The following is a 25471-nucleotide window of genomic DNA, read 5'->3' as shown; positions in this document are numbered from 1 at the left end:
CAGGTTCGACACCGAGGGCAAGCGCCATCTTGCACAAGCGCGGCAAACGCGTCAGCATTGTGGGCAGAAGCGCGCCTGCGCCAGCTCCGTCAAGAAAGGGCACCCGTCGTGAGGATCATTGACCTGAGCCGAGAGCTCTATCACCGCACGCCGAGCTATCCCGGCCATCCGCCCATCATGCACGGGATGTGGAAGAACCACGAGGAAGCCCTTGCGGAATCTCGAAACGTCTTTGGCCTGGCATCGATGTTCATCTCGATGCCTGACCACGGCGGAACCCACATCGATGCGCCCCGGCATTTCGGCCCCAGCGGCATACCGATCAATGAATATCCGCTGGAAAAGTGCATTGTACCGGGCATCTGTCTCGACCTTCGCCACATTGCGCCGCGTGCCGAGATCACCCCTTCCGACCTCGAAACTGCCGTGACGAACGCCGGACGGCCAATCCCGATGGGTGGCACCGTCCTGCTCTGCACCGGCCACCATGCCCGGACGTTTCCACGCAAGGAATATGCGACCGACAATTGTGGCGTGAATGTCGCGGCGACCGAATGGCTGGCGCAACAAGGCATCGTTCATTTCGGTATCGACTCGATGCGCCCAGGTCCCGACAGCGACGAGAACCTGCTTGTTCACAAGGCCTGCCTCGATCTCGACATCACCCACATCGAAAGCCTGTGCAATCTGGAAGCGCTGCTCGGCCAGGGGCAATTCACCTTCATCGGTCTGCCGATGAAATGGCGCGACGGGACGGCGTCGCCGATCCGCGCCGTAGCGGTATTCGACCTTTAGATTCGTGATGCGGGGGCATATCCGATGACAGGTAGATCCGCCCCTCCCTCGCGTCGTTCGATCCTGAACGGGTGCAGCGCACTTGCGATCGCTGGCCTCGTCGGGCAGGCCAAGGCCGCCGGCTACCCGGAACGCCCGATCAAGGTCATCGTGCCGTTTGCGCCGGGCGGACCGACCGACATCATGGCCCGCATCCTCGGCACCCATCTTGGCGAAGCGCTCGGCGGCACCATCGTGGTTGAGAACCGCCCCGGTGGCGGTGGCAATATCGGGATCGGCATTGCCGCACATGCCGAGCCCGACGGCTATACGCTCCTGATCACGTCGAGCGCCTATGTCGTCAACCCCGGCCTCTACGCCAAGATCCCGTACGATCCGGTCAGGGACTTCGCGCCGATTGCCGAGCTTGGCACGTCACCGAACGTGATCCTGGTCGATCCGAAGCTCGGGATCAATTCAATCGCAGAGCTGATCGCACGCGCCAAGGCTAACCCGGACGAACTGAACTATGCCAGCCCAGGCCTCGGGACGACGCCACATCTCGCCGGCGAGCTGCTCAAGATCATGGGTCAGATCCAGATGACACATGTGCCGTTCTCGGGCGCCGGTCCCGCCATCCAGGCGATCCTGAGCGGAACGACCCAGGTCGCCTTTGCGGCGCTTCCGCCTGCCCATCCGCACATCGAGTCAGGGGCGTTGAAAGCATTGGCGGTCACCGGAACCCATCGATGGTTCGATTTGCCTGATGTGCCGACCATGATCGAGCTCGGCTACAGGGATTTCGTCTCCGACACGTTTCAAGGCTTTCTCGCGCCTGCGAATACGCCTTCCTCCGTTGTCGCGTTGCTGTCGGCGAAATCGATCGAGATTCTGAAGACGCCGAAGATCGCGGAACAGCTGCGCAACGACGGCTTCGAGGTGCTTGCGAACGGGTCCGATGGCATGCGCAGGCGTATTGCAGACGAAGTGCCGAAATGGCGCGACATCATTGCAAAGGCGGGGATCAAGCCGGTCTGAGCAGATCAACATTGCGCGACACGCACAGCGTGTGATCTTGCGAGCACTAGCCAGCATCCCTAGGCTCCCCGTCCATAACAAAACAACCAGGGAGGCGATCGTCATGACCACAAGGCGGGATTTCCTGAGAGCGGGAGCAACGGCGACGGCAGGCATCGTGTTCTGCGGCTGCGGGCTCGTCCACAACGCAAATGCGCAGCAATCGCGCCAGCAGTTGCCGGTCACGGTCAACGGCAAACGTGTCAAGACGATCGACATTCACTCGCATTGCCATTTCCGCGAGGCGGGTGCGCTGCTCGGCGCGGACGCCGGAAAATATCAACTGCCGCCGGTCAATGGCGCCTCCGAGGCCTTTGTCGAGATCGACAAGCGGCTGGCTGCGATGGACGCGCAGGCCGTCGATATGGAGGTGCTTTCGATCAATCCGTTCTGGTACGAACGCGACCGCGACCTTGCCGCGCAGATCGTGAAAATCCAGAATGAAAAGCTCGCCGAACTGTGTGCCTCGAAGCCCGACCGGTTCGCGGCTTTCGCCTCGCTGACGCTGCAGGCTCCGGACCTTGCGGTGCAGGAGTTGGAGACGGCGGTGAAAAAACAGGGGCTGAAAGGCGCGGCGATCGGCGGTGTCGTCGATGGCGTCGAATTCTCCGACCCGAAGTTTCATCCGGTATGGGCGAAGGCCGAGGAGCTCGGCGTCCCGCTGTTCATCCATCCGCAGGGCGTGCCCGAGCTCAACAAGCGGCTCTCCGGCAATGGGTGGCTCGGCAACACGATCGGCAATCCGCTCGAGACGACGATCGCACTCTCCCATTTGATCTTCGAGGGCACGCTCGATCGCTTCCCGGGATTGAAAATCGTCGCCGCACATGGCGGCGGTTATCTCGGCTCGTATGCCGACCGCTCGGACCATGCCTGTCTGGTTGGACCGAAGGGATGCAATCCGGAGATCAAGCTCCAGAAGGCGCCGGCGGAATATCTCAAACAGATCTATTTCGACTCTCTGATCTTCACGCCGGAGGCGATCAGGCACCTCGCCGCCCAGGTTGGCGTCGGTCAGATCGTGCTGGGAAGCGACTATCCTTATCCATGGCAACTGGCACCGGTCGACCACATCTTCGCCTCGTCGTCGCTGAGCGACGATGACAAGGCCAATATTCTCGGGCGGACCGCAGCAAAGCTGCTTGGCGTAGCCGCGTGAGGACGGCTTGCTGCTGGACAAGCGGCTGTCGTCGCGCCTTGCCGCACAACGACAGCATCAACGATCAGTAGGCCTTCACCGTCCGGATCTCGCTGCCCGGCCGAATCGTTGGTGCCACCCGCGCGATATTGGGTATCGGATCAGTGTAGACGGTGTCGGTTCCGACGAACTCGGCTTGCGCCGCGTCCGATATCCATCTGACCGCCGCCGGACGACTGACCAGCATCCCGATCAACGCAACGACGACGAGCAACGGCAACGCGACAAGCTTGATGCTGAAGCTTTGGTAATTGTGCTGTGGGTCCTGCCGCCGCTTGTCGAAAGAGCTCTGCATGGATTTGTCCATATTGTGCTCCCCCGACGCGTCACTTACCGCAGCGCACGCAAGGCCGATGTGAATGGCTTCACAGGCCTTGTTCAGCTCACCGTTTCGTGAAATGCGCGACCGACCGGGCAGCCGGCGCGACTACTCGCCGTCGTTCGCCCCGGCGTCGACCAGCTCCTGGAGCGTCTCGGGCTTCAGCACGACGATCGCGCCATGCTCGAGCCTGACCCAACCGCGTATTGCCCACGCGCGGAGCTGCTTGTTGATGCTCTCGCGCGTCATCCCGACCATCTCGCTGATCTCCTGCTGGGTGATCGAGATGGTGCGTCCTTGCGGCTTGTGCTTGTCGCTCAGGCGCAGCAGCGCGCTGGCCAAACGGCCGGGCAAGTTCTGCAGGATGACCTGCTCGACCTGATCGCTGGTCCGGCGCAGTCTTTCACAAAGCAGCTCGATGAACTTCATCGCAAGCGTCGGCTGGCTGCGCACGAACGGAATGAACTCGCGCCGGTCAATGACGAACAGCTCGCAATTGGTGTTGGCGGTGGCATCGGCCGTCCGCGACAAGCCGTCGAGCAGCGCGATCTCGCCGAATATCTCTCCGGCCTCGATCAGGTTCAAAATCGCGTTGCGACCATCCGGCGACGAGATGCTGATCTTGACCGTGCCCGAGATCACCGCAATCAGGCTGGTGCCCGGATCGCCCTTGGAAAAGATCGTCGTGCCCCGCTTCAGCGTGGTGTGCTTGGCGTAGCGGCAGAGCTGATCGAATGCCTCGGGCTCGAGATCGGCGAAATAGGGATGCTTGCGCAACACCGACAGCTTGTTGTTCGAAAACAACGGCGCGCCGGAAGTTCGTTCTATGGGCGACGCACCGGTCATCGTGATCCAGACTGATTGTGTTGCGTTCAATCGGCCCGCCAGCACAGCGGACGCCGACAAAGCCATCGATCAATGAAAGCAGACGGAAGTATAGCCCCCCCGGGGGCCTACAGCAACAAAAGGTCCGAGCCGGCGCAATGGGATAGAAGGCATCCAAGGTACAATTTGGAATAAATCTGCGTCGATGCAACGCTCAATTGCAGCTGCGGGCTGCCCTTGATCTGACATAGCCGGCCCATCCGCGACAATCTCGCCTGGTGGATCCGTCTGTACGAGGGGTCAACGCGGCCAACTCACAGCAGCTTGCCGTCTGGCCCAAAGAACGGATGCGGCCCATCAAACTGGCCGATCGGGACCTGGTGCGTGACCAATTGTCCAAAATCCGGCCCGGGAAACCACGTGTGCAAGTGAAACGCCGGCGGTTCCACCTTGAACGATGGTTCGCGGAGTTGTCCGAGGTCCAGGTCAACCGCATGGTTCGGCGCGGGGCACAATGTTACGGGAATCCCGGCGAAGGAGGTCAGCATGGCACGATGGACGTGCCCGCAGCCGATCAAACGCACCCGCGGGTGACGCCTGACGATTGCTGCCAGTTCTGCGGCATTGAAAAGGTCCTGGCGGTCCATGTGCCAGATGCCGCCCTTGAACGGCGGGTGATGCAGGAAAAGCAGCGCGGGCCGGTCGACTGCTGCCGCCAGTGTCGCGTCCAACCATTGCAGCGTCGACGGTTCGAGCATGCCATGAGGCTTCCCGGCAACGCTTGAATCAAGCAGCAGCAGATCGAGGCCATTAACCTCGATCTTCTGGTCGAGCGGGCCTGTCGCGTGAACATAGGGTGCGGCAGGAAACGCGGCGCGCATCCACGCACGCGAGTCGTGATTGCCGGGAATTCCGGCAAACGGAACGCGCAGCGGCGCGAGCAGTCGTTTGAGGTAGTCGTATTCCTCGACCGACGGCGTATCGACAAGGTCGCCCGAGATGACGACGAATTCGGGCGCCGGCTCGAATCCATTGATCGCCGCCACGCAGCGTTCAAGCGCCTTCGCGGTATCGACCCGGCCATAGGCCAACGCTCCCGGCGGCTTGATGTGGAGGTCGGAAATCTGGGCGATGAGGACCGGTTTCGACGGCATCGATCAATCTCGTGGTTCGAAGGGGAGCAGACGGACAGCGTCGGGCGCAATCGAAAGCCCGACACGATCGCCGATCCTGGCTTGAATCGTGTTGGGAGCGTCGACATTGAGCGGCTTGCTCGATGCATCACTCACGACGAGCCGCTGCCGGTCGCCGATAAAGCTGACGGAATCGACGATTCCCGAGAGTATCCCCTCGCCCGCCTCCGTCACGCGAATGGTTTCGGGGCGGACCATGACGGTCGCGTTCGCGGTCGTCGCGCCACCCTCGATCGGCAGTCGCCCGCCGGGCAGGATCAATGCGCCGTTCTCGATCGGAGCCTCGACAATGTTCGCCGCTCCGATGAACTCCGCCACGAACCGGTCCTTCGGCGCGAAGTAGACCTCGCGCGGCGTGCCGATCTGGGCGATTGCGCCTTTCCGCATCACGACAATCCGGTCGCCCAATTCCATGGCTTCGGCCTGATCATGGGTGACATAGATCGTCGTGATGCCAAGCGCGCGCAACAGCCGGTTGAGCTCGCTGCGCAGCCGGTCCCGCAGTGCGGCGTCGAGCGCGGTCAAGGGCTCGTCGAGCAGCAAGATGCCGGGCCGGATCGCGACGGCACGCGCCAGTGCGACGCGCTGACGCTGGCCGCCTGAAAGCTGGTCGATGCGGCGATTCTCCAATCCCGTGATGTTCGTCAGAGCAACCAACTCGGCGACGCGTGCGGCACGCTCGCCCCTGGCAACACCGCGGATCTTCAGCCCGTAGGCGATATTGTCCGCCACCGTCATGTTGGGGAACAGGGCGTAGGACTGGAACACCATCCCGACATTGCGCCGCTCGATCGGGACCGAAGTCATGTCCTTGCCGTCGAACAGGACCTTGCCGCCCACATCCGGCAACTCGAGGCCTGCGATGATGCGCAGCATCGTGGTCTTGCCGCAGCCGGACGGCCCAAGCAGCACCAGCGTCTCGCCGCGCGCAATGTCGAGGGTTGCGGGATCGAGCGCGCGCGTGCCGTCGGCAAAGGTCTTGCCGCATGCCTCGATCCGCACCGCTGCGCCATGCCCGGCCGTGCTCATCGCTTGTGATCCCTGTCGGCCAGCAGCTGCATCGCGACCAGCAGCGGAATGATCATCACGAAGAAGATCAACGTATAGGCCGACGCCACTTCGAGCCGCATCGAGGCGTAGCTGTCGGCGAGCCCGATCGGCAGTGTCTTCGTCAACGGCGTATGCAGCATCCAGGTCAGGTTGAATTCACCGAGCGACAGCGTGACCACCATCAGCGCGCCGGCGAGAATTCCCGGCAGTGCGTTCGGCACGATGACGTCGCGGAAACGCCGCCATGGCGACGCCCCGAGCGAGGCGGCGCCCTCATCCAGCGTCTTGATGTCCACGGTCGCGAACACCGCCATCACCGACCGCACCATGAACGGCATGGTGAAGATCACGTGACCGACCAGGATGAACAGCCAGGAACGGCGAAAGTCGCCCAAGTTGCCATAGGTGAGCAGCAATGCAAGCGCAATCGCAAGCCCGGGGATCGCCAAAGGCAACGTGATGATCTCCTCGACGATGCGCGCAAGCCGGCCTCCCCGCGCATGCAGCGCGTAGGCTGCGGGAACGCCGGCAAGCAGCGTGACGGCAAGGGTCGCGAATGCGATCACGAAAGAGAGCAGGATGGTGCCGGCATAGAGCTCCCAGACCTGCGCGACCCATTGCAGGGTCACGCCGGATTGGATGCCTCGGAAATAATTCACGGTGACGCCGGCGGAGATCGACAGCCCCGCGGGGACCACCAGGAAGGCGGCAACGAGCAGCGTGAAGATGAACTGGCCGGTGAAGATCAAGCGATCGCGCATGCGTTCACCCGGCCGCCGCGACCGCGCTGCCGCTGAACGAGCGGGCGAGCGCGAGGATGAGCCAGGTGATCAGGCCAAGTCCCACCGACAGGGCGGCCGAGGTCGCGAAATTGGCGGCCAGCGTGAACTCGGTATAGATCAGCATCGGCAGCACATCGATATTCGTCGCCAGCGTAAACGCAGTCCCGAAGGCCCCCATAGCGGTCGCAAATGCGATCGCGCCGGACGCAACGAAGGCCGGCGCGAGCGCGGGCAGCACGACGTCACGCTGGACCGCCCAGGGGCTGGCGCCGAGCGAACGCGCGGCTTCCTCCAGACCGACATCGAGCTTTTGCACGGCCGCCATGATGGTCAGGATCACGCGCGGGATCGAGAAGTAGAGATAGCCGAGGAACAACCCGTAGATCGAATAGGCGAAGACGAATTTCTCGCCGAAGATCCGGTTCGACAGATCGCCGATCAGCCCCTGCCGCCCGGCCAACAGAATGATCATGAAGCCGACCACCACGCCGGGAAACGCCAGCGGAAAGGTCAGCATCGCGATCAGCACGGCCCGTCCTGGAAAGCGGTGCCGCTGCAGAAACATTCCGGCAATCGTCGCCACGATCAGCGTGACGACCGTCGTTGCCGCCGCCAGCAACACGGTATTGATCAGCGTCGCGCGATAACGAGCTTCGGTCAGGATGGCGAGATATCCGGCGAGCCCGTGCGGTCCTTCGGCACCCGCGACCACCAGCCGTGCCATCGGCAGCAGGAAGAATGCCGTGGTCACGACCGCGAGCGGCAGCAGGCAGAGCCAAACGAAGGATTTTTGCGACATCGGAAGAATGGTGCCCCGGCGAAGGCACCATATTGCCTCAGCGAACCTCGGCGAGATAGCGGTCGACGAAGGCTTTTTGCACGTTTTCCATCTCGCCCCAGTCGACGCTCTTGGCGCGGGCATAGTCGCTGTCGGGGAGGAATTTCCCCTTCACGGAGGCCGGCAGTTCGATCGGACGGGCCGGACGCAGATAGGCATTGGTCCAGATCGCCTGCCCCTTGTCGGACAAGAGATAGTCCATCACCTTCTTGGCCTTCTCCTTGTCGGGTGCGTTCTTCACGAGACCAACGACATAGGGAAACACCACCGATCCCTCGCAGGGAATCACAAACTCGAAGTTGCCCTTCTCCGAATATTTCGCACGATAGGCATTGAAGTCGTAGTCGAACAGGATCGGCATCTCGCCGGAGACGACGCGGGCATACGACGTCTGCTTGGGTACGATAGGATCGTTCTTGCGCAGCTCCTTGAAGAAGCTGATCGCCGGATCGAAGTTGCCTGGCGAGCCGCCGAGCGCCAGATTGACGGCGACCGCGCCGACATAGCCGACCGCCGCCGACGACGGATCGAGATAGCCGACCATCCCCTTGTAGTCGGGCTTCAGGAGATCCTTCCAGCAGGCCGGCACCGGCTTGCCGCCAAGCGCATCCTTGTTCACGAACAGGCCGAGCGTGCCGGAGTGGATCGTGGTCCAGTAGCCATCCGCGTCCTTGAGGCCGGCCGGGACCTGATCCCAATGCGCCGGCTTGTAAGGCTCGAGCGCGTCCTGCGCCTTGGCCTTCATGCCGAAAGTCACGCCGAAATAGCCGATATCGCCGACCGGATTGCTCTTCTCGGCCAGGATCTGGGCCAGTGCCTGACCGGAATTCTTGTTGTCGTGCGGGATATCGTAGTTGAGATCCGCCTTGATCGCCTTCAGCATCGAGGCCCAATCCGCCCATTCCGGCGGACAATTGTAGCAGATCACGTCGGCCGCCCTGGCGGATTGCCACGGCGCGATCAGCATCAGCGCCAGCAACGCAAGGACAAGGCGGACGGTCTTCATGGGAGGCTCCGGTCTGGGAGAGGATGCAATGAGGATTTCAACATCAACCGGGCGACCAAGTATAGGCCGCGTATGAATGTTTTGCGACGCGCTTGCTGCCGTGCAGCAAATGCAACGGCCCCGATGCCGACCATCGGGTGCTCGCGGCAACCACTGGTTTCGCGCTAGGCTGCCGGCCAAAAGAGGAAGCCCATGTACCAGCCGCCCGGCGTCAACACATCGCCTGATCTGCCCGTTCCCGGCCTGATGAAGGCCTGGGTCCTTGGTGACCCCGGCCAGCTCCTGCTTCGCGAAAAGTCGACGCCGGTCCCCTCGCGTGCCGAGGTGCTGGTGCGCATCGACGCGGTTGCGATCTGCGCCACCGATCTCGAAATTATCCATGCCGGGTCGCCGGCAAGCATTCAGGGCGGTCTGCCCTTCAACAAGAACTTCACGCCAGGCCATGAATACATGGGCACGGTCGCCGCACTCGGACCGGACGTTGACGAATTCAGGATCGGTGAGCGGGTCAGCGTCGAAATCCATGCCGGCTGCGGTCAATGCAAACGCTGCCGCCAGGGCATGTACACGTCCTGTCTCAACTATGGAAAGCCGGAGAAGGGCCACCGCGCCAACGGCTTCACGACCGACGGCGGATTCGCGGAGTACGCAGTCAACCACATCAATACGCTGGCGCGCGTACCGGATAGCATGAGCGACGCGGAGGCGACGCTCGTGGTGACCGCGGGCACGTCGATGTACGGCTTGACGGAATTGGGAGGATTGGTGGCCGGCGAGAGCGTCGTGGTGATCGGCCCGGGGCCGATCGGACTTCTCGCAGTTGCTGTGGCCAAGGCGCTTGGCGCAAGTCCGGTGATTTTGACCGGCACGCGCAACAAGCGGCTGGCGATCGGCCAGGAACTGGGGGCCGACCGCGTCATCAACGTCAACGACGAAGGCGCCGTTGAGGTCGTGAAGCAACTAACAGGGGGAATCGGCGCGGACTATGTCGTCGAATGTGCCGGCACCGAAGCGACACTCAACCAGGCCATTCACATGACCAATCGTGGCGGCAAGATTTGTCTGGCCGCCTTCCCGCACAAGGCTGCGACGCTGGATATCGCGCATCTCGTGCGAAACAACATCTACGCTTACGGGATCCGCGGCGAGGGCCGCAGCGCCACGCGCCGCGCCATGGAATTGATGGCGGCAAAGCGGTTCGACGCGACGAGGATCCACACGCATACGTTTCCGCTGGAAGACCTGCCGACGGCGCTCAGATATGCGCGGGATCGCGTGGATGACGCGATCAAGGTCGTCGTCACCACTCGCAAGGCCGACGCGATCGCGCGCGCTGCGGAGTAAGGTCCGCTCGCGCCGGCGGGAGACCGGAAAGCCCGCTCACACCGAACAATACCGCTCCTTGATCTCGTCGTCGGCCAGCAGGGCCTGCGCCGACGCCTGGTGCACCACCGCCCCCTGATCAAGGACGTAGGCACGATCGGCGATGCCGAGCGCGAGCTCGACGTTCTGCTCAACCAACAGCACCGTCGTTCCCTGCGCCTTCATGTTGCGAAATAGCTCGAACATCTCGTCGACCAGGACCGGCATGATGCCCTCCGAAGGCTCATCCAGCATGATCAGGTCGGGCTTTGCGATCATCGCCCGCGCGATCGCCAGCATTTGCTGCTCGCCGCCGGACATCGTGACCGCCTCCTGGTCCATGCGCTCGGCCAGCCGTGGGAATATCACCGCGATCTCGTCGATCAGCTCGGCTTCCCGCTTCTTCGCCGGCGACGCCACCAGCCCGAGCCGCAAATTTTCCCGGACCGACAATCCCTGCACAATCCGCCGCTCTTCGGGAACATAGGCAAGTCCCAGCGCGAAGCGCACATGCGCCGGCCGGCTCAGCAGCTCCTTGCCCTTGAAGGTGACCGAGCCGCGCGTTCGTCCCATCAACCCCATGATCGATTTCAGCGTCGTCGTCTTGCCGGCTCCATTGCGACCGATGAGGCAGACGATCTCGCCTTTGGTCACTTCGAGAGTTATGTCCTGCAGCGCGTGACTTGCGCCGTACCAGGCATTGAGCTTGCCGATCTGCAGCATTCGTCAATGCTCCCGCTGGCCGAGATAGACCCGCTTCACCGCCTCGTTCTGCCGGACCTCCTGCGGCGTTCCTTCGGCGAGGAGTTCTCCGTGATGCAGCACGAGGATGCGATCGCTGATCCCGAGCACCAGCTTCATCTTGTGCTCGACGAGGATGACCGTACGCTCCTTTGCGAGCTTCACGATCAGATCCATCATGGTCCGGGTTTCCTCCGGGCTCATGCCGGCCGTCGGCTCGTCCAGCAACAGCAACCGGGGTTGGCTGGCAAGTGCCATGCCGATTTCCAGCGCCCGCTGCTCGCCATGGGCCAGCGTCTTGGCGGCACGTTCGCGAGATTCCCACAATCCGACCAGGGCAAGCAGCTCGTCCGCCCGCTCGACCAACTCGGTCAGGCGAGCGCGGGGACGCCAGATATCGTATCTCGACACCAGTGCCTGCAGACCGACGCGGATGTTTTCACGGGTCGTGAGCTGCGGAAACACGCTGGTGATCTGAAAGGACTTTGCGATGCCCATATGCGCAAAGCGGTGCTGCGGCAGGCCGGTGACATCCCTGCCCTCGAATTCAACGCTGCCATTGGTGGGCGCAAACGCGCCGCACAGCAAATTGAAATAGGTGCTCTTGCCGGCCCCGTTCGGACCAATAATGGAGGTGATCGCTCCTCGGGAAAACTCCGCCGAGATATCGTTCAGCGCGACAAACTTCCCGAACGTCTTGCCGACGCCCCTGGTGCGCAGAATGATTTCCTTGGTTTGGCCTTCCGCGGCGCTCATCGCCTGCCTCGCGCGATCAGTGTGCCCCAGATGCCGGCGGGGAAGAACAGCACGCAGGCAATGAAAATGGCGCCAACGATCAGTTGCCAGTGAACCGTCCACACCGAGACCACGTTCTCCAGGACCAGGAAGACGGCGGCGCCGATCATCGGCCCGAAGAACGTCCCCATACCGCCCAGGAGAGCAATCATCACGACCAGGCCCGAGGTCTCGTAGTGCAGGATCTCGATCGGAACGATCGACAGATGCAGCGCCTGCAAGGCTCCCGCGAGGCCGCAGAAGCCGCCTGACAAAACGAAGGTCAGCAATCGGGTCTTGGTGACGTCATAGCCTGACGCGCGGGCGCGCATCTCATTCTCCCGCACGGCTTCAATGACGGCGCCAAATGGCGAGGCGAGAATGCGCGACATCACGAAAAAAGCGGCAATCACGAAAGCGGCGATAACATAGTAACGGATCATCGGATTGATGAAGTCGAGCCGCAAGCCGAACAGATCGATGGTGCGGACGTTGATGCCGCGGAGGCCGTTTTCGCCACCGGTCAGGTCAACCGCCTGATAGAACAGGTAGTAGACACATTGCGACAGCGCCATCGTCACCATCGCGAAGTAGATGCCGCGGGTCCTGATCGCGAGCACGCCAATCAACGATGCCATCAACAGGCCGCCGGCGATCCCGGCCGCGATGGCGGCATACCATGGCCAGCCAAAATGCACGATGGCGATGCCACAGAGGTAGGCACCGGTTCCGAACAGCGCCGCGTGACCAAACGACAGCAGACCTAGATAACCAAAGACGAGGTTGAAGCCGACGGCGTACAATCCATAGATCAGGATGTTCACCGCGAGGGCCGTGAACGGCATCACCAACGGGAAAATCAGGATCACCGCCGCCACAATGCTGGCGCGATGCCGCGTTGCGAATTCGTACCAACTGCCCGTCGCGGCACGAGGCTGTTTGATGGATTCGGTGGCTCCGGTCATCCCTGGCTCTCAGCTCATCAATCCGGCGCGGCCGAAGAAGCCCTGGGGACGGACGATCAGGACGATCGCCATCAGGGCAAAGATCGAAACCTTGGCCATCTCGGGTGCAAACAGCGACGTCATGCTGACCACCACACCGACGAGGAGGCCCGCCAGTACGGCGCCGCCGATCGAACCCATGCCTCCTACGACCGTCACCACGAAAGCCTCGGCGAGAATCGTGCCGCCCATCTCGGGAATGACGCCTTGAAGCGGCGCAGCCAACAGCCCGGCAAAGCCAGCAATCGCGGTGCCTATCCCGAACACGATCAACCAGACCCTGGAAACGTCGACCCCAAGGACGCGGACGATTTGCGGATCGCGCGCGCCGGCGCGGATAATGAGCCCGAAGCTGGTTTTTTCGAGGAACAGCCAGAGCGCCAACAAGACGACGGCCGTCGCGCCGATCACGAACAAGCGGTAGAGCGGAAAATATCCAACACCGATGTTGACAGCCCCCTGCAGAAGCTCGGGCGTATCGAAGGGATAACCGGTCTTGCCGAACGCAATGCGTACGCATTCGACCATGACGTAGCTCAGCCCGAAGGTCAGCAGCAGCGGATAATCGATGCCGCGACCGTAGAGCGGCCGGATCAGCACGCGCTCGACGGCAAGGCCGAACAGCCCGATCAGAAGCGGTACCGCCAGCAAGCAGAGCCAGAAATTGCCGCCGATCGAGATCAGGTACAGCCCGACATAGGCGCCGACCATGTAGAAGGCGCCATGGGCGAAGTTGACGACAGTCAACATCCCGAAGATCAGCGAGAGGCCGATCGCAAACAGCACATAGATCGCGCCGAGCGCCAGCCCGGCGAATAGTTGCAGTGCAATCAGGTCAAAGCTCAGGCCCGCCATTTGTCCCCCTCAGCACGACGCGCACCGCCCCGCGGTGCGCGCCGGCGCATGGCTCAGCTCTTGTGGCCAAGCGCGTCGCAGCTACGCAGGTTCTTCTCGTCAGGCTCTTCGGTCGATAGAACCTCGAACACATCGGACTCGTTTTTCATGTCCTTGGACTTCGACTTGATCACGAGCACCGATTGCACCGACTGGTGATCGCATTTGCGATAGTATTGCGGCCCCTTGTAGTAGTCGTACTTCAGAGCCTCCAACGCCGCGACGACCTTGTCGGTCTCCACGCTGCCCGCGCCCTTGACCGCCTCGAGCACCGTCCGAACACCGCCATAGCCGAGCGCACCGTAGTCGGTAGGCAATTTGCCGTCATACATCTTGCGGAACGCGTCGTTGAACGCCTTGGTCGAGGCGAACTTGTCCTCGATGCCCCAGAAGAACGAGCAGCCGCCGACGACGCCTTCGAATGCCTGAGGGCCCGCCGCAACGCGACTGGCATGGGACAGCAGCGGCGCGATGATCTGGATCGATTTCTTGATGCCGAAGTCGGTTGCCTGTTTCAGTGCGATTTGCTGATCCCGGCCGAAATTGCTGATGCATAGAATATCGGGCTTCAGCGCCTGGAGACGTGGCAGCAGGGTCGAGAAATCAGTCGTTCCTAACGGATGGCGGATGTCACCGAGATTCTCGATGTTGAATTCCTTGCCGACCTCGAGAAAGCCGCGAACCATCTCGTGACCGTAAGCATAGTCCGCCGTGAGAAATGCCACCTTCTTGCCGAATTTGGTGAAGGCGTAGCGACCGACCGCCCCTGACGTCATGTGCGGGTTCAGCGCTTCGTGGAACGTGTATTTGCTGAAATCTGCCGCCTCGTTGATGGCGTCGGACTGGCTAATCGAATTGAAGATGACGCCGCGCTCCTTGGTGACGTTGTTGATCGCGAGCTGAACCGCCGCGGACAGACTGCCGACGACGAAATTCACCTTTTCCTTCTCGACCAATTCCAGGGTCCGTGTCGCCGCCTCACCGGGATTCAGCTTGTCGTCACGCACGACGAGTTCGGCCTTGCGGCCGTTGAGACCGCCGGCATCATTGAACTGGGCGACAGCAAGCTGACCCGCCCGCACCTGATCCTGGGCCTCGGCACCGTATGGACCGGTCAAAGGAACCGGGAAGCCGATCTTGATGGGCGCTTCCTGGGCCCGAAGCAGATTGATGCGAAAAGGCGAGACGGCGAGAACGGCGCCGGCGCTTGCCGTCGTCAGCAGACGACGCCGTGATATCGATCCAGCTTTGGTGACCTTCTTCGTCATGACTATTCCTCCCCAAGAACTGTCTGCGCTTTGCTTATCGTATTATCGTTGCCCGGAACGTCTCCGCTCAGATCCGTCCCAAGGCGGTCAGGATAACCTGAGGCGTGAGCGGAATCTCGGTAATTGTTGCGCCAAACGGCCGGAGCGCGTCATTGACCGCGTTGGCAACCGCCGCTGCCGCGCCGGCCGTCCCCGCCTCCCCTGCCCCTTTGGCTCCCAGCTCCGATTCCTGCGTCGGAGACACCACGTGGCCGACCTCGATATCGGGCATCTCCCCGGACATCGGGACCAGATAGTCCGCCATATTGGCATTGGTCAGCTGACCGCGTTCGTCGTAGATGCACTTCTCGAACAGCGCCGCGCCGAGCCCCTGCACGACCCCGCCCCGGATCTGCTCGTCGACCAGTTGCGGGTTGATGATGGTGCCGCAGTCTTCGACAACCCAATGCTTCAGCAGCTTAACGAACCCGGTCCCGGTATCGACCTCAAGCCATGAGGCCTGAACGCCATTGGTGAACGCAAAGGGATACTGGCGCGGAACGAAATGCCGGGTCGCCATCAATTCGGGTTGGATGCCCGGCGGCAGGGTGTCCGGTCGAAAATAGACGATCCGCGCAAGCTCGTTCAGTTCGATGCGCGGCGCGCCGTCGGCGGCGCTGACGATACCGTTGTCGACGATATCGAGCTCGGCCGGCGTCGATTGCAGGATGGCCGCGGCGACGTTCAGAATGTTCTCTCGCAGGGCCTTGGCTGCCTGCAATGCAGCTTCGCCGCCGATGCCGGCACCGCGCGAGGCCCAGGTGCCACCGCCATAGGGCGTGTTGTCGGTGTCGCCCAGGATGACCCGAACGCGTTCCATCGAAACGCCAAGTACGCTGCCGACGATCTGGGCCGTCAGCGATTCCGACCCTTGCCCCTGTTCCGTGATGCTGGTCTGGCAGACCACCGACCCTTGCGCGTCGAGCCGGACCGCAACGCCGTCCTGCGATGAGATTTTCGCGCCGCCCACGCCGTAAAAGGCAGCGCTGGGATTGGTCACCTCGATGAAGGTCGCGATTCCGATGCCTCGGTGGACGTTTCTGGCGCGCAAAGCCGCTTGCTCAGCGCGCAACGCGTCGTAATCCATCATCTGAAGCAGCTTGGTCAACGAGGCGTGATGCGAGAGCTGCTCGAACTTCATGCCCGAGGGTGATGCACACGGATAGGCATCGTCGGCGATCAGATTGCGCCGCCGGATTTCGACGGGGTCCATGCCGATCTTTGCTGCCGCCAGATCGACCAGGCCTTCGGTGACGGAACAGGCGATCGGGTGTCCGACCGCCCGGTACTGGCACATCACGTTCTTGTTCTGGAAGACGACGCGCGCCCGCGCCCGATAGTTCGCCGTGGCATAGGGCCCACCGACCAGATTGACCACCTGATTGGCCTCGATGGCGCTGGTGCGCGGATACATCGAATACGGGCCGATCCCCGTCAGGTCGTCGATTTCGAAGGCTGTGATGGTGCCGTCCGGCCTGACGCCGATCCGCCCCCTGCATCGATGATCGCGGGCGTGGATGTCCGTGTTGAAACTCTCGACGCGGTCCGCCACGAACTTGACTGGCCGACGCAACAGCTTGGACAGCGCGTAGGTCGCCATTTCGTCGGCGTAGATATGGACCTTGATGCCGAACGAGCCGCCGACATCCTTGCAGACCACCCGCACCTGCGCTTCCCTTAACCCAAGATGCAGCGCTGCGATGTTCTGCACCATATGGGGCGCCTGCGTGCCCTGATAGATCGTGAGCCGCGCCTCGGCCGCATTCCAATCGGCAACGACGGCCCGCGGCTCAAGTGTCACGCCGGTGTGGCGCCCGAATACGAAGTCGGCCTCGACGAGTTCGGACCCCGACAATGCATGATCGACGTCGCCGGCGTCGAGCGTCCGCTCAAAGGCAAGATTGTCGCCGAGCGCAGCATGAATGACGGGAGCTGCCGGATCGAGCGCAGCACGCATGTCCGTGACCGCCTCGAGCTCCTCGTAGTCGACCGAAATATGCTCCATGGCATCTTCGGCTGCAGCACGGCTGGTCGCCACAATCGCTGCAACGGCCTCGCCCTGCCAGCACACGCGGTCGAACGCGATCGCGTGCTGCGGCGCGGACTTCAGTCCCTTCAGGTGCGAGAGCACCCCGACCCACGGCGTGATGACCGCTTCAAGTTCACGACCCGTGACGATGGAAACGACACCGGGCATGCGCCTTGCCGCGTCGGCGTCGATCGCTGCGATTTTGGCGTGGGCATGTGGCGACCGTAGAAAAACCACGTGCACCATCCGCGGCAATTCGAGATCACTGACATATTGGCCCCGCCCCTGCAGCAACCTGTCGAGGTTCGGCCGCGGTACGGTCTTGCCGATGTAGGAATTCGGGCGATCAAGCACCGAAAGCGCGTCTGCTGGCGCCCGCGTCACCGTCATGCGCCCCGCTCCGCGCGCGTGATGGCTGTCGCCTCAACCGCATCCACGATGGCCTGATAGCCCGTGCAGCGGCAATAGTTGCCGGAAAGATGCTCGCGGATTGCTCGACGATCAGGCACGGACAGGTGCTTCAGCAGGTCCTGCGCCGTGATCAGCATCCCAGGCGTGCAATAACCACACTGCAATGCATTGCGCTCGCGAAATGCCGCCTGAAGATCGGCTATTTCACCGCTGTCAGACAGCCCCTCGATTGTCTCAACTGACGCGCCCTGCGCCTGGACCGTCAGCATCAGACAGGAGCGAACGATCTCGCCATCGAGTCGGACCGTGCAGGCACCGCAAACGCCGTGCTCGCACCCAACGTGGGTTCCGGTCAGCTTGAGATTTTCCCGGAGGAAATCAGCAAGATTGAGCCGCGGCAAGACGAAGGCTTCGATGGGTTCGCCGTTGACCAGAAGCGAGACCGGTACCGGAGCGTTCACCTGCCGACTCCCGTTTCCAGTTCTGGCCGTGCGAGCAATGCTGCCACGCAACGCCGGAGCAAGACCGTCGCGAGGTGTCGACGCATGGCCGCGGTCGCCTGCTGGTCCTCCTGTGGATCGAGTTCATCGGCCAATGCGGCCGCCGCCTCTGCGAGCAAGGCGGGAGTTACCGTGGCATCGATCAGTTTGCCGGCGGCCGCTGCGAGCAATGGCCGATCGCCAACAGCAAAGAAGCCGAGCCGAAGAGCTGAGAACCTGCCGGCTGCCACAACAGCACGAGCGGCAAGACCAACGACAGCGTAGTCGCCATGCCGCCGGGCATACTCCTGAAAGAAAAATGTCGAGCTTTGGCCTGCGACCGGCACTTCGACCGCGACAAGCAACTCGTCCGGCAGCAGCGCCGTTTCGTAAATTCCCCTGAAAAACTCCGTCGCAGCAATCCGGCGCTCACCGCCCGAGCCCCGAACAACGATCGTGGCGTCAAGCGCCAAAACACAGGCCGGCAGCTCCGATGCAGGATCGGCGTGAGCGAGGCTACCGCCGATCGTTCCGCGATTGCGAATTGCGGGATGGGCAACGTGGGCAACGGCATCGCGCAACAGCCGCGCGTGCAGTGCAACCTCCGGCGATCTGAGCAGATCGACGTGCCGGGTCAGCGCGCCAATGACCAGCACGTCTTCCCTCACGGTGATGCCGCGCAACTCGGCGAGGCCGCCGATATCGACCAGAATGTCCGGAGACAGGAGCCGCAGGTTCATCGCCGGCATCAGGCTCTGACCACCCGACAGAACCTTCGCCTTGTCGCCGTGCATGGCGAGCAACTCCAGCGCGTTCACGACGCTGGTCGCGCGGGCGTAGGCGAAAGCCGCGGCTTTCATGTGGGCGTGGCCTCCCGGGCCCAATTTTGGTTTGCCCGATTAGAGGGCCGCCCTCTTCAAAGGTCAAGCTTGTTTATCGAGTGATTATTTATGCGGCAGGGCTTGTCTTCGCCTCGGGAAGGCCGCAGGTTCCTTGCCAACAAAAGTTCAAATCGCGGGGAGGCGGATCATGAAGCTCGGTTTTTTTACGATGCCGATCCATCCTCTCGACAAGGATTGGCGGCAATCGCTACGGGAGGATCGCGAGGCTTTTCTGCTCGCGGATGAGCTCGGGTTCACCGAGGCGTATGTCGGCGAGCACGTCACCGACAAGGCCGAGAACATCACCTCCAGCATCGCCTTCATTGCCTGGCTCGCAGCCGCAACCAAGCAGATCAAGCTTGGAACCGGCACCATCAACATGCCAAACACGCATCCGGCAGCAGTCGCAGCGGCTGTCGCCATGCTTGATCACATGCTTGACGGCCGTTTCATACTTGGAATCAGTCCTGGTGGATTGCTGTCCGACGCGGAGGTTTTCGGCAATCTCGATGCCGACCGTAATGCCATGTTCCTCGAGGCCATCAATCAGGTTCTTGATATCTGGGCCGGTAAGCCGCCCTATGATTTGCAGGGCAAATATTGGAACATTTCGGTCAAAAGGACTCTGATCGAGGATATCGGCCAGGGAATCGTCGCTCGCCCCTTGCAGGCCCCTCACCCGCCAATCGTGGTGACCGCGGTTGCGCCATTCTCAAAGGGCGTCACGGAGGCGGCGGCGCGCGGCTGGGATCCGATCTCGGCCAACTTCCTGATGCCGGCCTGGGTGAAGAGTCACTGGCCGAAATATGTCGAGGGTTGCGCGCGCGTGAACCGGGCAGCCGAGCCTGCCAATTGGCGTGTCGCCAAGAGCGTGTTCGTGGCAAGGGATGCAGCGACCGCGAAGGCCTATGCCACGTCGCCCAACAGTCCGTACGTGTACTATTATCACCAGTTGTTCACGAAGCTGAAGCGCAGCGGCCGGCTCGAGTTGTTCAAGACGCGACGGGATCAAGCCGACGCTGAGGTCACACTGGAATCGATCTGCGACAAATTGATCATCTACGGCACGCCCGAAAGCGTGGCTGACCAGTTGCTGGCGTTCCAGGAAGAGATTGGCACCTTTGGAACCCTGCTTTACGCCGGCAAGGATTGGAAAGATCGCGAGCTTGGCCGTCAATCGATGATCCTGATGGCCGAGAAGGTCCTGCCGCGGATCAATGCCACCGCTGCCGGATCATCGACGTGAAGGAGGTTCGACATGGCCTTTACTGATCGCATTCCGTACCAGGCGCAGGTCGACCGACCGAAACTGACATTACCTGACGGCAAGAAGCTTGCCGTGTGGGTCATCCTCAATGTCGAGGAATGGCGCATCGAGAATGCGATGCCCCGCACCGTGCTGAGCCCACCGATGGGCCAGCCCCTGCTGCCCGACGTGCCGAACTGGTCGTGGCATGAGTACGGCATGCGCGCCGGCTTCTGGCGACAGTTCAAAGCCCTCACCGATCGAAAGATACCGGTGACGCTGGCTGCGAACGCCAACGTCTGCAACAGCTATCCGCGTGTGGCGTCGGCGGCGCGCGAGGCGGGATTCGAATTCATGGGACACGGGTTTGTTCAGGGCCCGATGCACAAGGTCGAGAACCAGGCGGACGCAATCAAGCGCGCGGTCGACACGATTGCTGGATTTACCGGCAAGCCGCCGCGATCATGGGAAAGCCCGGGCCTGACCGAAACCGAAGACACGCTCGATCTCCTGCGGCTCAACGGGATCGAATACGTGGCCGATTGGGTGATTGACGATCTCCCCCAGGACATCGCCACGCCGCACGGCACCGTGACGACGATTCCCTATTCGGTCGAGACCAACGACATCGTCATTCACGCGCTGCAACACCTTCCGTCGGAACAGTTCCTGACGCGCTGCACTGACCAGTTCGATCGGCTGTACCTTGAGGGCGCAGAGAATGCGCGGATCATGGCCATCTCGGTGCATCCCTACATCACGGGCGTGCCGCACCGTATCAAGTACCTGGAGGCCCTGCTCGACTACGTCATCGGCCATGACGGCGTCGCCCTCATGACGGCAAGCGAGATCGGGGATTGGTATCGGGGTCAGATGGCGACAATGTAGCGCGGGTCAGCCGACGACCTTGATCGGCGCCCGTCGACGATCGGTCGCACTCTCGGCCATCCTCTCAAATCCCGCGAGGAAGATATCCAGCGCGTCACTGATCATCTGCGCCTTGTCCTCGAGGACAGGCGCTTCGTAGATGTACTTGCGTACGCCATAATAGAAGATGCCGCCGTGAAACACCCAGGCCAGCTCGAGTTCTGCTGCGCTGGGCCTGCCTTGCGTCGCGAGGCCGGCGTCGTGGCGGCATTCCCTGAGAATGCGCGTCAGGATCTTGTCCTTGACCATGCCAACATACCAGCGATTGATATCGAGGCCCTTCAGGCCGGAGTAGAGATAGATCCGGAGCCATCTTCGGTTGAAGATCGTGTTGGTATAGATTTCGTAAAATTCCTGGAGCCGCACGCGGAGCGGACGTGACCGATCCGAGAGCACCTTCTCCCAGCCGATCTCAAGCGGTTCGAGATATACCTTGCGGTAGACCTCCTTGATGAGATCGTCCTTGCTCGGAAAGTAGCGGTAAAGCAGCGGCTGCGTCACGCCGAGCTTGTGAGCAAGGGCGCGCGTGCCGCCGCCAAATCCCTCCTCCGCAAATAGCTCGGTTGCCTTGGTAACGAATTCACTGCGACGATCGACAGCTGATAGTCGCCTCTGCTTGGCACGAACACGCTTGACGGGCGTCTTTCGATTCATGATGTCTCGTCACCACCGTCAGCCTGGAACCGGCCAAAACCTCCGCGCGCGAACAACAGCGGACTGTTCCGGTTATAGGCGTAGGCTTCCACCGCGCCCAGGAAAATGACGTGATCCCCGCCATAGTAGCGGTTGGCGGCACGGCATTGGAAATTCGCGACCACATCGGCAAGCACGGGAGCATTCCCGAGACCCGGCGTCCAGCTCACACCCGCGAACTTGTCATCCGACGATCTGGCAAACTGCATCGCCAACGCCTGTTGCGACGCGTCCAGAACGTTGACCGTAAAATGGCTGGCGTTCTGGAAGATCGGCAGCCCCTGCGAAAACATGCCCAGGCTCCACAACACCAATGGCGGGTTGAGCGACACCGATGCAAAGGAATTACAAGTAATTCCATACGGCCGTCCTTCAGCCGACATCGCGGTGACTATCGTCACACCTGTTGCGAACGTACCGAGCGCATTGCGGAAATCACGGGGATCGATCGACGAACTATCGCTTGCGAGCTCACTGGCGGGATCCAGCGGATGTTTGGGCGAGTCGGACATCCGGCTTACCTCAAAGCGTCAGGTTTTCAGACGGCAGCCCAAGAGCCACCCGCCCGTAATTGGTGCCCGCCGCGTCGAAATTGAACGCGAGATGCGAATTCACCGCATGCGCGTCGCGGAATTGGCGCTGCAACGCTCCCGAGGTGAACAGGCTGCGTGCGCCGCCCGCCGCAAATAGAAGAGACACCGCCTCGGTGCACAAATTGACCGCGAACGCACCGTCGCGCCGAAGCTTCGTCTTCGCTGCAATGCCCGGGATATCGCCACGCCGGACCTCCGCAAGCGCCTCAACGCAGTTCGTGCGCATGATCAGCCGCGCGGCATCTATCTTCGCCGACGCCTCGGCGATCTTGATCTGCGTGCTTTGCAGGTCCCCGATCTTGGCCCGGTTATATGTCGAAGCGCGGTGTCGCGCGATCTCGACATAGTCATCAAGGCAAGCCTGCGCATTTCCCAAACCAACCCCTGACAACACATAGGGAAACAACGAAAACACCGGAAGCATGTAGAGCGCATTCGGATTGACGACACTGCCCGGCGTCGCACCTCCCGCAAGATCGCTGACGGCGACCGTCATATGCTCGGGAACGAATGCGTCGATTACCCGCACGTCGTTCGATCCCGTTCCGCGCAAACCAGCCGCATTCCAGGTGTCGTCGATGCTGTAGTCCCGCCTGTTCAATAGGAATAGCCGATACTCGACACCATCGGCCTCATCATCCGAGGCGACCACGCTCGCGAGCATGTTCCATTCGCAGGATTCCACCCCGGACGAAAACGGCCAATGACCACTCAGAACATATCCGCCGCCGGCCTTCCTCGCACGACCTGCCGGGAAGACAAAGGAGGACGCGATCAGCGCATCCGGATCCTCTCCCCATACCGCGCTCTGCGCTTCGGGCGCGAACATAGCCAGCATCCAGTGGTGACTTGCAAGGTTGGCAAAATTCCAGGAGACCGAGGCGTCTCCCTGCCCGAGGGCATCGGCACAGTCGACCAGCGCAACATAGTCGAGCTCGCTGCCTCCGACGCGCTTGGGCTGCAAGATCCGGAAAAGGCCGCTATCAAGCAAATCCCGCTCGGTCTCCGGCGGCAATCTGCGCAGCTCTTCGGTCCGCGGTGCCCGTTCGCGCAAAGCCGGAACAAGCGCCCTGGCTCGTGCGACCATGACCGAATAACGATTCATATCCGGGCCTGGCTGTGCCTTCGTATCGAGCCCGCGGCCAACCTCAACCATGGTCTCTTCCTTCGTTCGATCTCCAAGACATTTGCGCGTGCGATCGAGCCGTTAACTCAGTTTATCGATCGATCACCAGAGATCAAGACGCGCAAGCCCGCATTCCGCGAATTCAACGCCCAGGATCCACGACGGCCGCCGGGGCGCCCATTTGAGGAAACGCTTCCAGCGATGCTTCATTCGCACTGCACAGGTCCATTCTAGCATCCCCGCGCCCAAAATTCGATGCCGGCTGCGACCACGGCTTGCCAAAGAGGGCTACCCATGGCCAGAAACGCAAAAAAAGCCCGGTGGCCGAAGCCACCGGGCGCTCCACGTCATCGATTGTTCGCAACAACCCGAACCGCGTCGCAGGATCTAGACGAGCTCCTTCCGCCAATACAGCGTGTGCTGCCATGCCCAGGGCGAGACAGGTTCGAAGAGCCGATACCCCCGCCGGATAAAATTATTGGCCGAGAAAATGTTGTCGGTGGTATCCGAAACGATCGCCTTCCAGCCGGCACGCCGCGCTCGTGCTTCCAACGCGCGAGTAAGCCGCACCTGCAGGCCGTGGCCGCAGTGCGGCATCACGACGCCAACGCGGCACAGATATCCAGCATTTGTAACATGGGTTGAAGGAACGACACCCGCGAATGCGATTGGCTTCGCTCCACGGAACGCAATCCACCAATATCCTTGCTCGAAGTCCGGTACACGGGTCCCGTCGCAGAATATCAGCTGATGAAGCTCGGCGAGCGAGTCCGCCACCGCTTCGTCCTGGGCTTCGACCTCGCGTATCCGATACATTTCTGCGCCCCAATAATTCTGTTGTCCGCCAAGGCGCCCAGATCTATGTCCAAGGACATTAATCCGCTCCGCACTCTGCGAGTCATTTTCCGAGCGTGGCCTTGATGCCCAACCAAACGGCTCCGAGAAAACCCGTGGCAATCACAGTGATCACTGCCTTGAATGTGTAGCTTTGCGCCTGCTCGACACTTCGTCGCCAGCGCCGGAGGTGCTGAAAATCCGCGCGCAGCTCGCGTCGGTCTCCCTCTTCAAAACCGAATGAAGTCAGAACAGTCGCAATAGTCTTGACTACCACGGCGTCGATATCGCTTCGTCGTACCCGATCTTGCTCAATCAACGTTTCCATCACGATCGCTTTGACATCAGCTTCGTGCATGCGGTCACCGTCGAATAATGCGCGCGACATTCTCGAACGTGCGCTTTCCAAAATAGAAGCCCATGATCATGCCAGCCCAGGTGCTTACGTCTCCCGCGAGCTGCGGCGTCGTCCCAAGACCGAGAACCTTGTCCCACACGACGCACTTCGCGTAAAAAGTAAGAGTGACATAGAACGCCAACTTCTCTGGCTCCCAGGGATGACCGATCTCAGCGAGCTTGAGTTGATTCTGCGCCTCCGCCTCGGCCGTCTGGGCTGCGATCTCGCTTGCAGCGAGATCGGCCGCGATCCTGCTCTCAAGGTTTCCAGCCTTCAGCTTGGCCTGATAAGCATCGATCAGGCCCTTGATGACGGGACCACCAAGGAATGAAAGAATAGCCATCCACATGGATCAGTTCTTTCCCATCGACCGCAGCCGCGCGACGATCGTAATCGTCGAGATTCCGATCATGGCGTAGGCCAGATATCGCGGGTTGTTCTTCAGAGCCTCCATGATCTGGGCCTTGAGATCAGGATCGCCGAAGGCAGATGCGATCGGATCAAGCCACTGAAAGACGGTCCCAAGACCCGTCAGGAAGAGGCCCCAGGTCACCGTCACAGATCGTCCGGCCAGCGCCCAGGCCTTGCCCCAGAACGTATCGGCCTCATCGTAGAAGGATTTGAGAGCTGGAATCGCGTGCAAGACCGGCCGCAGCACAATGAAATACGCGCAAAGCAGTCCGGGCAAGGTCAGGAACAGCCAGAGCATCG

The 25471-nt window shown here is 61.6% G+C and carries 29 protein-coding genes; 7 read left to right on the top strand and 22 right to left on the bottom strand.

Features of this window, described 5'->3' with window-relative positions; genetic code table 11:
• Positions 1-57: 57 nt before the first annotated feature.
• The 3 genes from QA635_RS15340 to QA635_RS15330 all read left to right on the top strand — a co-directional run bounded on the left by QA635_RS15340 (position 58) and on the right by QA635_RS15330 (position 3010).
• Entirely contained in the window at positions 58-795 is a 738-nt protein-coding gene (locus tag QA635_RS15340; protein ID WP_283070065.1) for a cyclase family protein, read from the top strand.
• A gap of 24 nt (positions 796-819) precedes the next feature.
• Positions 820-1812: a Bug family tripartite tricarboxylate transporter substrate binding protein gene (locus tag QA635_RS15335; protein ID WP_283070063.1), complete on the top strand. Its 993-nt coding sequence runs from the start codon at positions 820-822 to the stop codon at positions 1810-1812.
• Between the two features lie 103 nt (positions 1813-1915).
• The gene (locus QA635_RS15330) at positions 1916-3010 is read left to right on the top strand and encodes an amidohydrolase family protein (RefSeq protein ID WP_283070060.1); all 1095 of its coding nucleotides are present in this window, start codon (positions 1916-1918) and stop codon (positions 3008-3010) included.
• Between the two features lie 64 nt (positions 3011-3074).
• Here QA635_RS15330 and QA635_RS15325 read toward each other — a convergent pair whose 3' ends face one another.
• Positions 3075-3356 carry a hypothetical protein gene (locus tag QA635_RS15325; protein ID WP_283070058.1) on the bottom strand — a complete coding sequence of 94 codons (282 nt, stop codon included), beginning with the start codon at positions 3354-3356 and terminating at the stop codon, positions 3075-3077.
• Between the two features lie 120 nt (positions 3357-3476).
• Complete coding sequence (locus QA635_RS15320) at positions 3477-4148, bottom strand: Crp/Fnr family transcriptional regulator (protein WP_229188843.1); 672 nt, start codon at positions 4146-4148, stop codon at positions 3477-3479.
• Between QA635_RS15320 and QA635_RS15315 the strand changes: the two genes are divergently transcribed.
• Positions 4138-4290 carry a hypothetical protein gene (locus tag QA635_RS15315; RefSeq protein WP_225645868.1) on the top strand — a complete coding sequence of 51 codons (153 nt, stop codon included), beginning with the start codon at positions 4138-4140 and terminating at the stop codon, positions 4288-4290. The genes QA635_RS15320 and QA635_RS15315 overlap by 11 nt on opposite strands.
• 217 nt (positions 4291-4507) lie before the next feature.
• Here QA635_RS15315 and QA635_RS15310 read toward each other — a convergent pair whose 3' ends face one another.
• From QA635_RS15310 to QA635_RS15290, 5 genes are read right to left on the bottom strand one after another with little or no spacing between them, the layout of a single operon-like run.
• Positions 4508-5347: a phosphodiesterase gene (locus tag QA635_RS15310; protein WP_283070056.1), complete on the bottom strand. Its 840-nt coding sequence runs from the start codon at positions 5345-5347 to the stop codon at positions 4508-4510.
• 3 nt (positions 5348-5350) lie between these two features.
• On the bottom strand, positions 5351-6415 hold the full coding sequence (locus QA635_RS15305; protein WP_283070054.1) for an ABC transporter ATP-binding protein: 1065 nt from the start codon (positions 6413-6415) through the stop codon (positions 5351-5353).
• Positions 6412-7197, bottom strand: a complete 786-nt coding sequence (locus QA635_RS15300) for an ABC transporter permease (protein WP_283070051.1) — start codon at positions 7195-7197, stop codon at positions 6412-6414. The genes QA635_RS15305 and QA635_RS15300 overlap by 4 nt, the downstream gene beginning before the upstream one ends.
• A gap of 4 nt (positions 7198-7201) precedes the next feature.
• Positions 7202-8017 (bottom strand): ABC transporter permease, encoded by an 816-nt coding sequence (locus QA635_RS15295; protein ID WP_018272804.1) that lies wholly within the window; start codon positions 8015-8017, stop codon positions 7202-7204.
• 37 nt (positions 8018-8054) lie between these two features.
• The gene (locus QA635_RS15290) at positions 8055-9062 is read right to left on the bottom strand and encodes an ABC transporter substrate-binding protein (RefSeq protein WP_069275426.1); all 1008 of its coding nucleotides are present in this window, start codon (positions 9060-9062) and stop codon (positions 8055-8057) included.
• A 330-nt stretch (positions 9063-9392) separates the two neighbouring features.
• Here QA635_RS15290 and QA635_RS15285 point away from each other — a divergent pair, with 330 nt between their 5' ends.
• Positions 9393-10406, top strand: coding sequence for a zinc-dependent alcohol dehydrogenase (locus QA635_RS15285; RefSeq protein WP_283070048.1), 1014 nt, complete (start codon positions 9393-9395; stop codon positions 10404-10406).
• A gap of 36 nt (positions 10407-10442) precedes the next feature.
• Here QA635_RS15285 and QA635_RS15280 read toward each other — a convergent pair whose 3' ends face one another.
• The 8 genes from QA635_RS15280 to QA635_RS15245 form a co-directional block, all read right to left on the bottom strand.
• Positions 10443-11147, bottom strand: a complete 705-nt coding sequence (locus tag QA635_RS15280) for an ABC transporter ATP-binding protein (protein WP_028336862.1) — start codon at positions 11145-11147, stop codon at positions 10443-10445.
• 3 nt (positions 11148-11150) lie between these two features.
• A complete protein-coding gene (locus QA635_RS15275) occupies positions 11151-11921 on the bottom strand; it encodes an ABC transporter ATP-binding protein (RefSeq protein ID WP_283070046.1) in 771 nt (256 codons plus the stop codon).
• Positions 11918-12904: a branched-chain amino acid ABC transporter permease gene (locus tag QA635_RS15270; RefSeq protein ID WP_283070044.1), complete on the bottom strand. Its 987-nt coding sequence runs from the start codon at positions 12902-12904 to the stop codon at positions 11918-11920. The genes QA635_RS15275 and QA635_RS15270 overlap by 4 nt, the downstream gene beginning before the upstream one ends.
• 9 nt (positions 12905-12913) lie before the next feature.
• On the bottom strand, positions 12914-13798 hold the full coding sequence (locus QA635_RS15265) for a branched-chain amino acid ABC transporter permease (protein WP_038377831.1): 885 nt from the start codon (positions 13796-13798) through the stop codon (positions 12914-12916).
• A gap of 53 nt (positions 13799-13851) precedes the next feature.
• Entirely contained in the window at positions 13852-15105 is a 1254-nt protein-coding gene (locus QA635_RS15260; protein ID WP_283070042.1) for an ABC transporter substrate-binding protein, read from the bottom strand.
• Positions 15106-15172: 67 nt separating this feature from the next.
• The gene (locus QA635_RS15255; protein ID WP_283070041.1) at positions 15173-17563 is read right to left on the bottom strand and encodes a xanthine dehydrogenase family protein molybdopterin-binding subunit; all 2391 of its coding nucleotides are present in this window, start codon (positions 17561-17563) and stop codon (positions 15173-15175) included.
• Entirely contained in the window at positions 17560-18045 is a 486-nt protein-coding gene (locus QA635_RS15250; RefSeq protein WP_283070040.1) for a (2Fe-2S)-binding protein, read from the bottom strand. The genes QA635_RS15255 and QA635_RS15250 overlap by 4 nt, the downstream gene beginning before the upstream one ends.
• Positions 18042-18923, bottom strand: a complete 882-nt coding sequence (locus QA635_RS15245) for an FAD binding domain-containing protein (protein WP_283070038.1) — start codon at positions 18921-18923, stop codon at positions 18042-18044. The genes QA635_RS15250 and QA635_RS15245 overlap by 4 nt, the downstream gene beginning before the upstream one ends.
• A gap of 169 nt (positions 18924-19092) precedes the next feature.
• Here QA635_RS15245 and QA635_RS15240 point away from each other — a divergent pair, with 169 nt between their 5' ends.
• Positions 19093-20190 (top strand): LLM class flavin-dependent oxidoreductase, encoded by a 1098-nt coding sequence (locus QA635_RS15240; RefSeq protein WP_283070036.1) that lies wholly within the window; start codon positions 19093-19095, stop codon positions 20188-20190.
• Positions 20191-20202: 12 nt separating this feature from the next.
• Positions 20203-21078: a polysaccharide deacetylase family protein gene (locus tag QA635_RS15235; RefSeq protein WP_225162346.1), complete on the top strand. Its 876-nt coding sequence runs from the start codon at positions 20203-20205 to the stop codon at positions 21076-21078.
• A gap of 6 nt (positions 21079-21084) precedes the next feature.
• Here the strand turns inward: QA635_RS15235 and QA635_RS15230 are convergent, their stop codons facing one another.
• The 7 genes from QA635_RS15230 to QA635_RS15200 all read right to left on the bottom strand — a co-directional run bounded on the left by QA635_RS15230 (position 21085) and on the right by QA635_RS15200 (position 25469).
• Entirely contained in the window at positions 21085-21771 is a 687-nt protein-coding gene (locus QA635_RS15230; protein ID WP_283070033.1) for a TetR/AcrR family transcriptional regulator, read from the bottom strand.
• Complete coding sequence (locus tag QA635_RS15225; protein ID WP_283070031.1) at positions 21768-22322, bottom strand: flavin reductase family protein; 555 nt, start codon at positions 22320-22322, stop codon at positions 21768-21770. The genes QA635_RS15230 and QA635_RS15225 overlap by 4 nt, the downstream gene beginning before the upstream one ends.
• 10 nt (positions 22323-22332) lie before the next feature.
• Positions 22333-23508: an acyl-CoA dehydrogenase family protein gene (locus tag QA635_RS15220; protein ID WP_425249188.1), complete on the bottom strand. Its 1176-nt coding sequence runs from the start codon at positions 23506-23508 to the stop codon at positions 22333-22335.
• 408 nt (positions 23509-23916) lie between these two features.
• Positions 23917-24345 carry a GNAT family N-acetyltransferase gene (locus QA635_RS15215; protein WP_283070028.1) on the bottom strand — a complete coding sequence of 143 codons (429 nt, stop codon included), beginning with the start codon at positions 24343-24345 and terminating at the stop codon, positions 23917-23919.
• Positions 24346-24427: 82 nt separating this feature from the next.
• Complete coding sequence (locus tag QA635_RS15210) at positions 24428-24721, bottom strand: hypothetical protein (RefSeq protein ID WP_196238905.1); 294 nt, start codon at positions 24719-24721, stop codon at positions 24428-24430.
• A 4-nt stretch (positions 24722-24725) separates the two neighbouring features.
• The gene (locus tag QA635_RS15205) at positions 24726-25109 is read right to left on the bottom strand and encodes a hypothetical protein (RefSeq protein ID WP_283070027.1); all 384 of its coding nucleotides are present in this window, start codon (positions 25107-25109) and stop codon (positions 24726-24728) included.
• Positions 25110-25112: 3 nt separating this feature from the next.
• Positions 25113-25469, bottom strand: coding sequence for a hypothetical protein (locus tag QA635_RS15200; protein WP_283070026.1), 357 nt, complete (start codon positions 25467-25469; stop codon positions 25113-25115).
• Positions 25470-25471: the final 2 nt, after the last annotated feature.

Source organism: Bradyrhizobium brasilense, from assembly GCF_029714345.1.
Classification (GTDB): domain Bacteria; phylum Pseudomonadota; class Alphaproteobacteria; order Rhizobiales; family Xanthobacteraceae; genus Bradyrhizobium; species Bradyrhizobium australafricanum.
Note: the sequence above shows the minus strand (reverse complement) of the source record. Positions and strands in the feature narration are given on the sequence as shown.

Bases quoted from the DNA above. Each gene is read 5' to 3' on its own strand.
- QA635_RS15305 (WP_283070054.1), bottom strand. From the start codon at position 6,415: ATGAGCACGGCCGGGCATGGCGCAGCGGTGCGGATCGAGGCATGCGGC.
- QA635_RS15220 (WP_425249188.1), bottom strand. From the start codon at position 23,508: ATGAATCGTTATTCGGTCATGGTCGCACGAGCCAGGGCGCTTGTTCCG.
- QA635_RS15205 (WP_283070027.1), bottom strand. From the start codon at position 25,109: ATGTGGATGGCTATTCTTTCATTCCTTGGTGGTCCCGTCATCAAGGGC.
- QA635_RS15230 (WP_283070033.1), bottom strand. From the start codon at position 21,771: ATGAATCGAAAGACGCCCGTCAAGCGTGTTCGTGCCAAGCAGAGGCGA.
- QA635_RS15255 (WP_283070041.1), bottom strand. From the start codon at position 17,563: ATGACGGTGACGCGGGCGCCAGCAGACGCGCTTTCGGTGCTTGATCGC.
- QA635_RS15200 (WP_283070026.1), bottom strand. From the start codon at position 25,469: ATGCTCTGGCTGTTCCTGACCTTGCCCGGACTGCTTTGCGCGTATTTC.
- QA635_RS15325 (WP_283070058.1), bottom strand. From the start codon at position 3,356: ATGGACAAATCCATGCAGAGCTCTTTCGACAAGCGGCGGCAGGACCCA.
- QA635_RS15235 (WP_225162346.1), top strand. From the start codon at position 20,203: ATGGCCTTTACTGATCGCATTCCGTACCAGGCGCAGGTCGACCGACCG.
- QA635_RS15290 (WP_069275426.1), bottom strand. From the start codon at position 9,062: ATGAAGACCGTCCGCCTTGTCCTTGCGTTGCTGGCGCTGATGCTGATC.
- QA635_RS15260 (WP_283070042.1), bottom strand. From the start codon at position 15,105: ATGACGAAGAAGGTCACCAAAGCTGGATCGATATCACGGCGTCGTCTG.
- QA635_RS15330 (WP_283070060.1), top strand. From the start codon at position 1,916: ATGACCACAAGGCGGGATTTCCTGAGAGCGGGAGCAACGGCGACGGCA.
- QA635_RS15215 (WP_283070028.1), bottom strand. From the start codon at position 24,345: ATGTATCGGATACGCGAGGTCGAAGCCCAGGACGAAGCGGTGGCGGAC.
- QA635_RS15310 (WP_283070056.1), bottom strand. From the start codon at position 5,347: ATGCCGTCGAAACCGGTCCTCATCGCCCAGATTTCCGACCTCCACATC.
- QA635_RS15225 (WP_283070031.1), bottom strand. From the start codon at position 22,322: ATGTCCGACTCGCCCAAACATCCGCTGGATCCCGCCAGTGAGCTCGCA.
- QA635_RS15245 (WP_283070038.1), bottom strand. From the start codon at position 18,923: ATGAAAGCCGCGGCTTTCGCCTACGCCCGCGCGACCAGCGTCGTGAAC.
- QA635_RS15240 (WP_283070036.1), top strand. From the start codon at position 19,093: ATGAAGCTCGGTTTTTTTACGATGCCGATCCATCCTCTCGACAAGGAT.
- QA635_RS15265 (WP_038377831.1), bottom strand. From the start codon at position 13,798: ATGGCGGGCCTGAGCTTTGACCTGATTGCACTGCAACTATTCGCCGGG.
- QA635_RS15300 (WP_283070051.1), bottom strand. From the start codon at position 7,197: ATGCGCGATCGCTTGATCTTCACCGGCCAGTTCATCTTCACGCTGCTC.
- QA635_RS15280 (WP_028336862.1), bottom strand. From the start codon at position 11,147: ATGCTGCAGATCGGCAAGCTCAATGCCTGGTACGGCGCAAGTCACGCG.
- QA635_RS15335 (WP_283070063.1), top strand. From the start codon at position 820: ATGACAGGTAGATCCGCCCCTCCCTCGCGTCGTTCGATCCTGAACGGG.
- QA635_RS15275 (WP_283070046.1), bottom strand. From the start codon at position 11,921: ATGAGCGCCGCGGAAGGCCAAACCAAGGAAATCATTCTGCGCACCAGG.
- QA635_RS15295 (WP_018272804.1), bottom strand. From the start codon at position 8,017: ATGTCGCAAAAATCCTTCGTTTGGCTCTGCCTGCTGCCGCTCGCGGTC.
- QA635_RS15270 (WP_283070044.1), bottom strand. From the start codon at position 12,904: ATGACCGGAGCCACCGAATCCATCAAACAGCCTCGTGCCGCGACGGGC.
- QA635_RS15210 (WP_196238905.1), bottom strand. From the start codon at position 24,721: ATGCACGAAGCTGATGTCAAAGCGATCGTGATGGAAACGTTGATTGAG.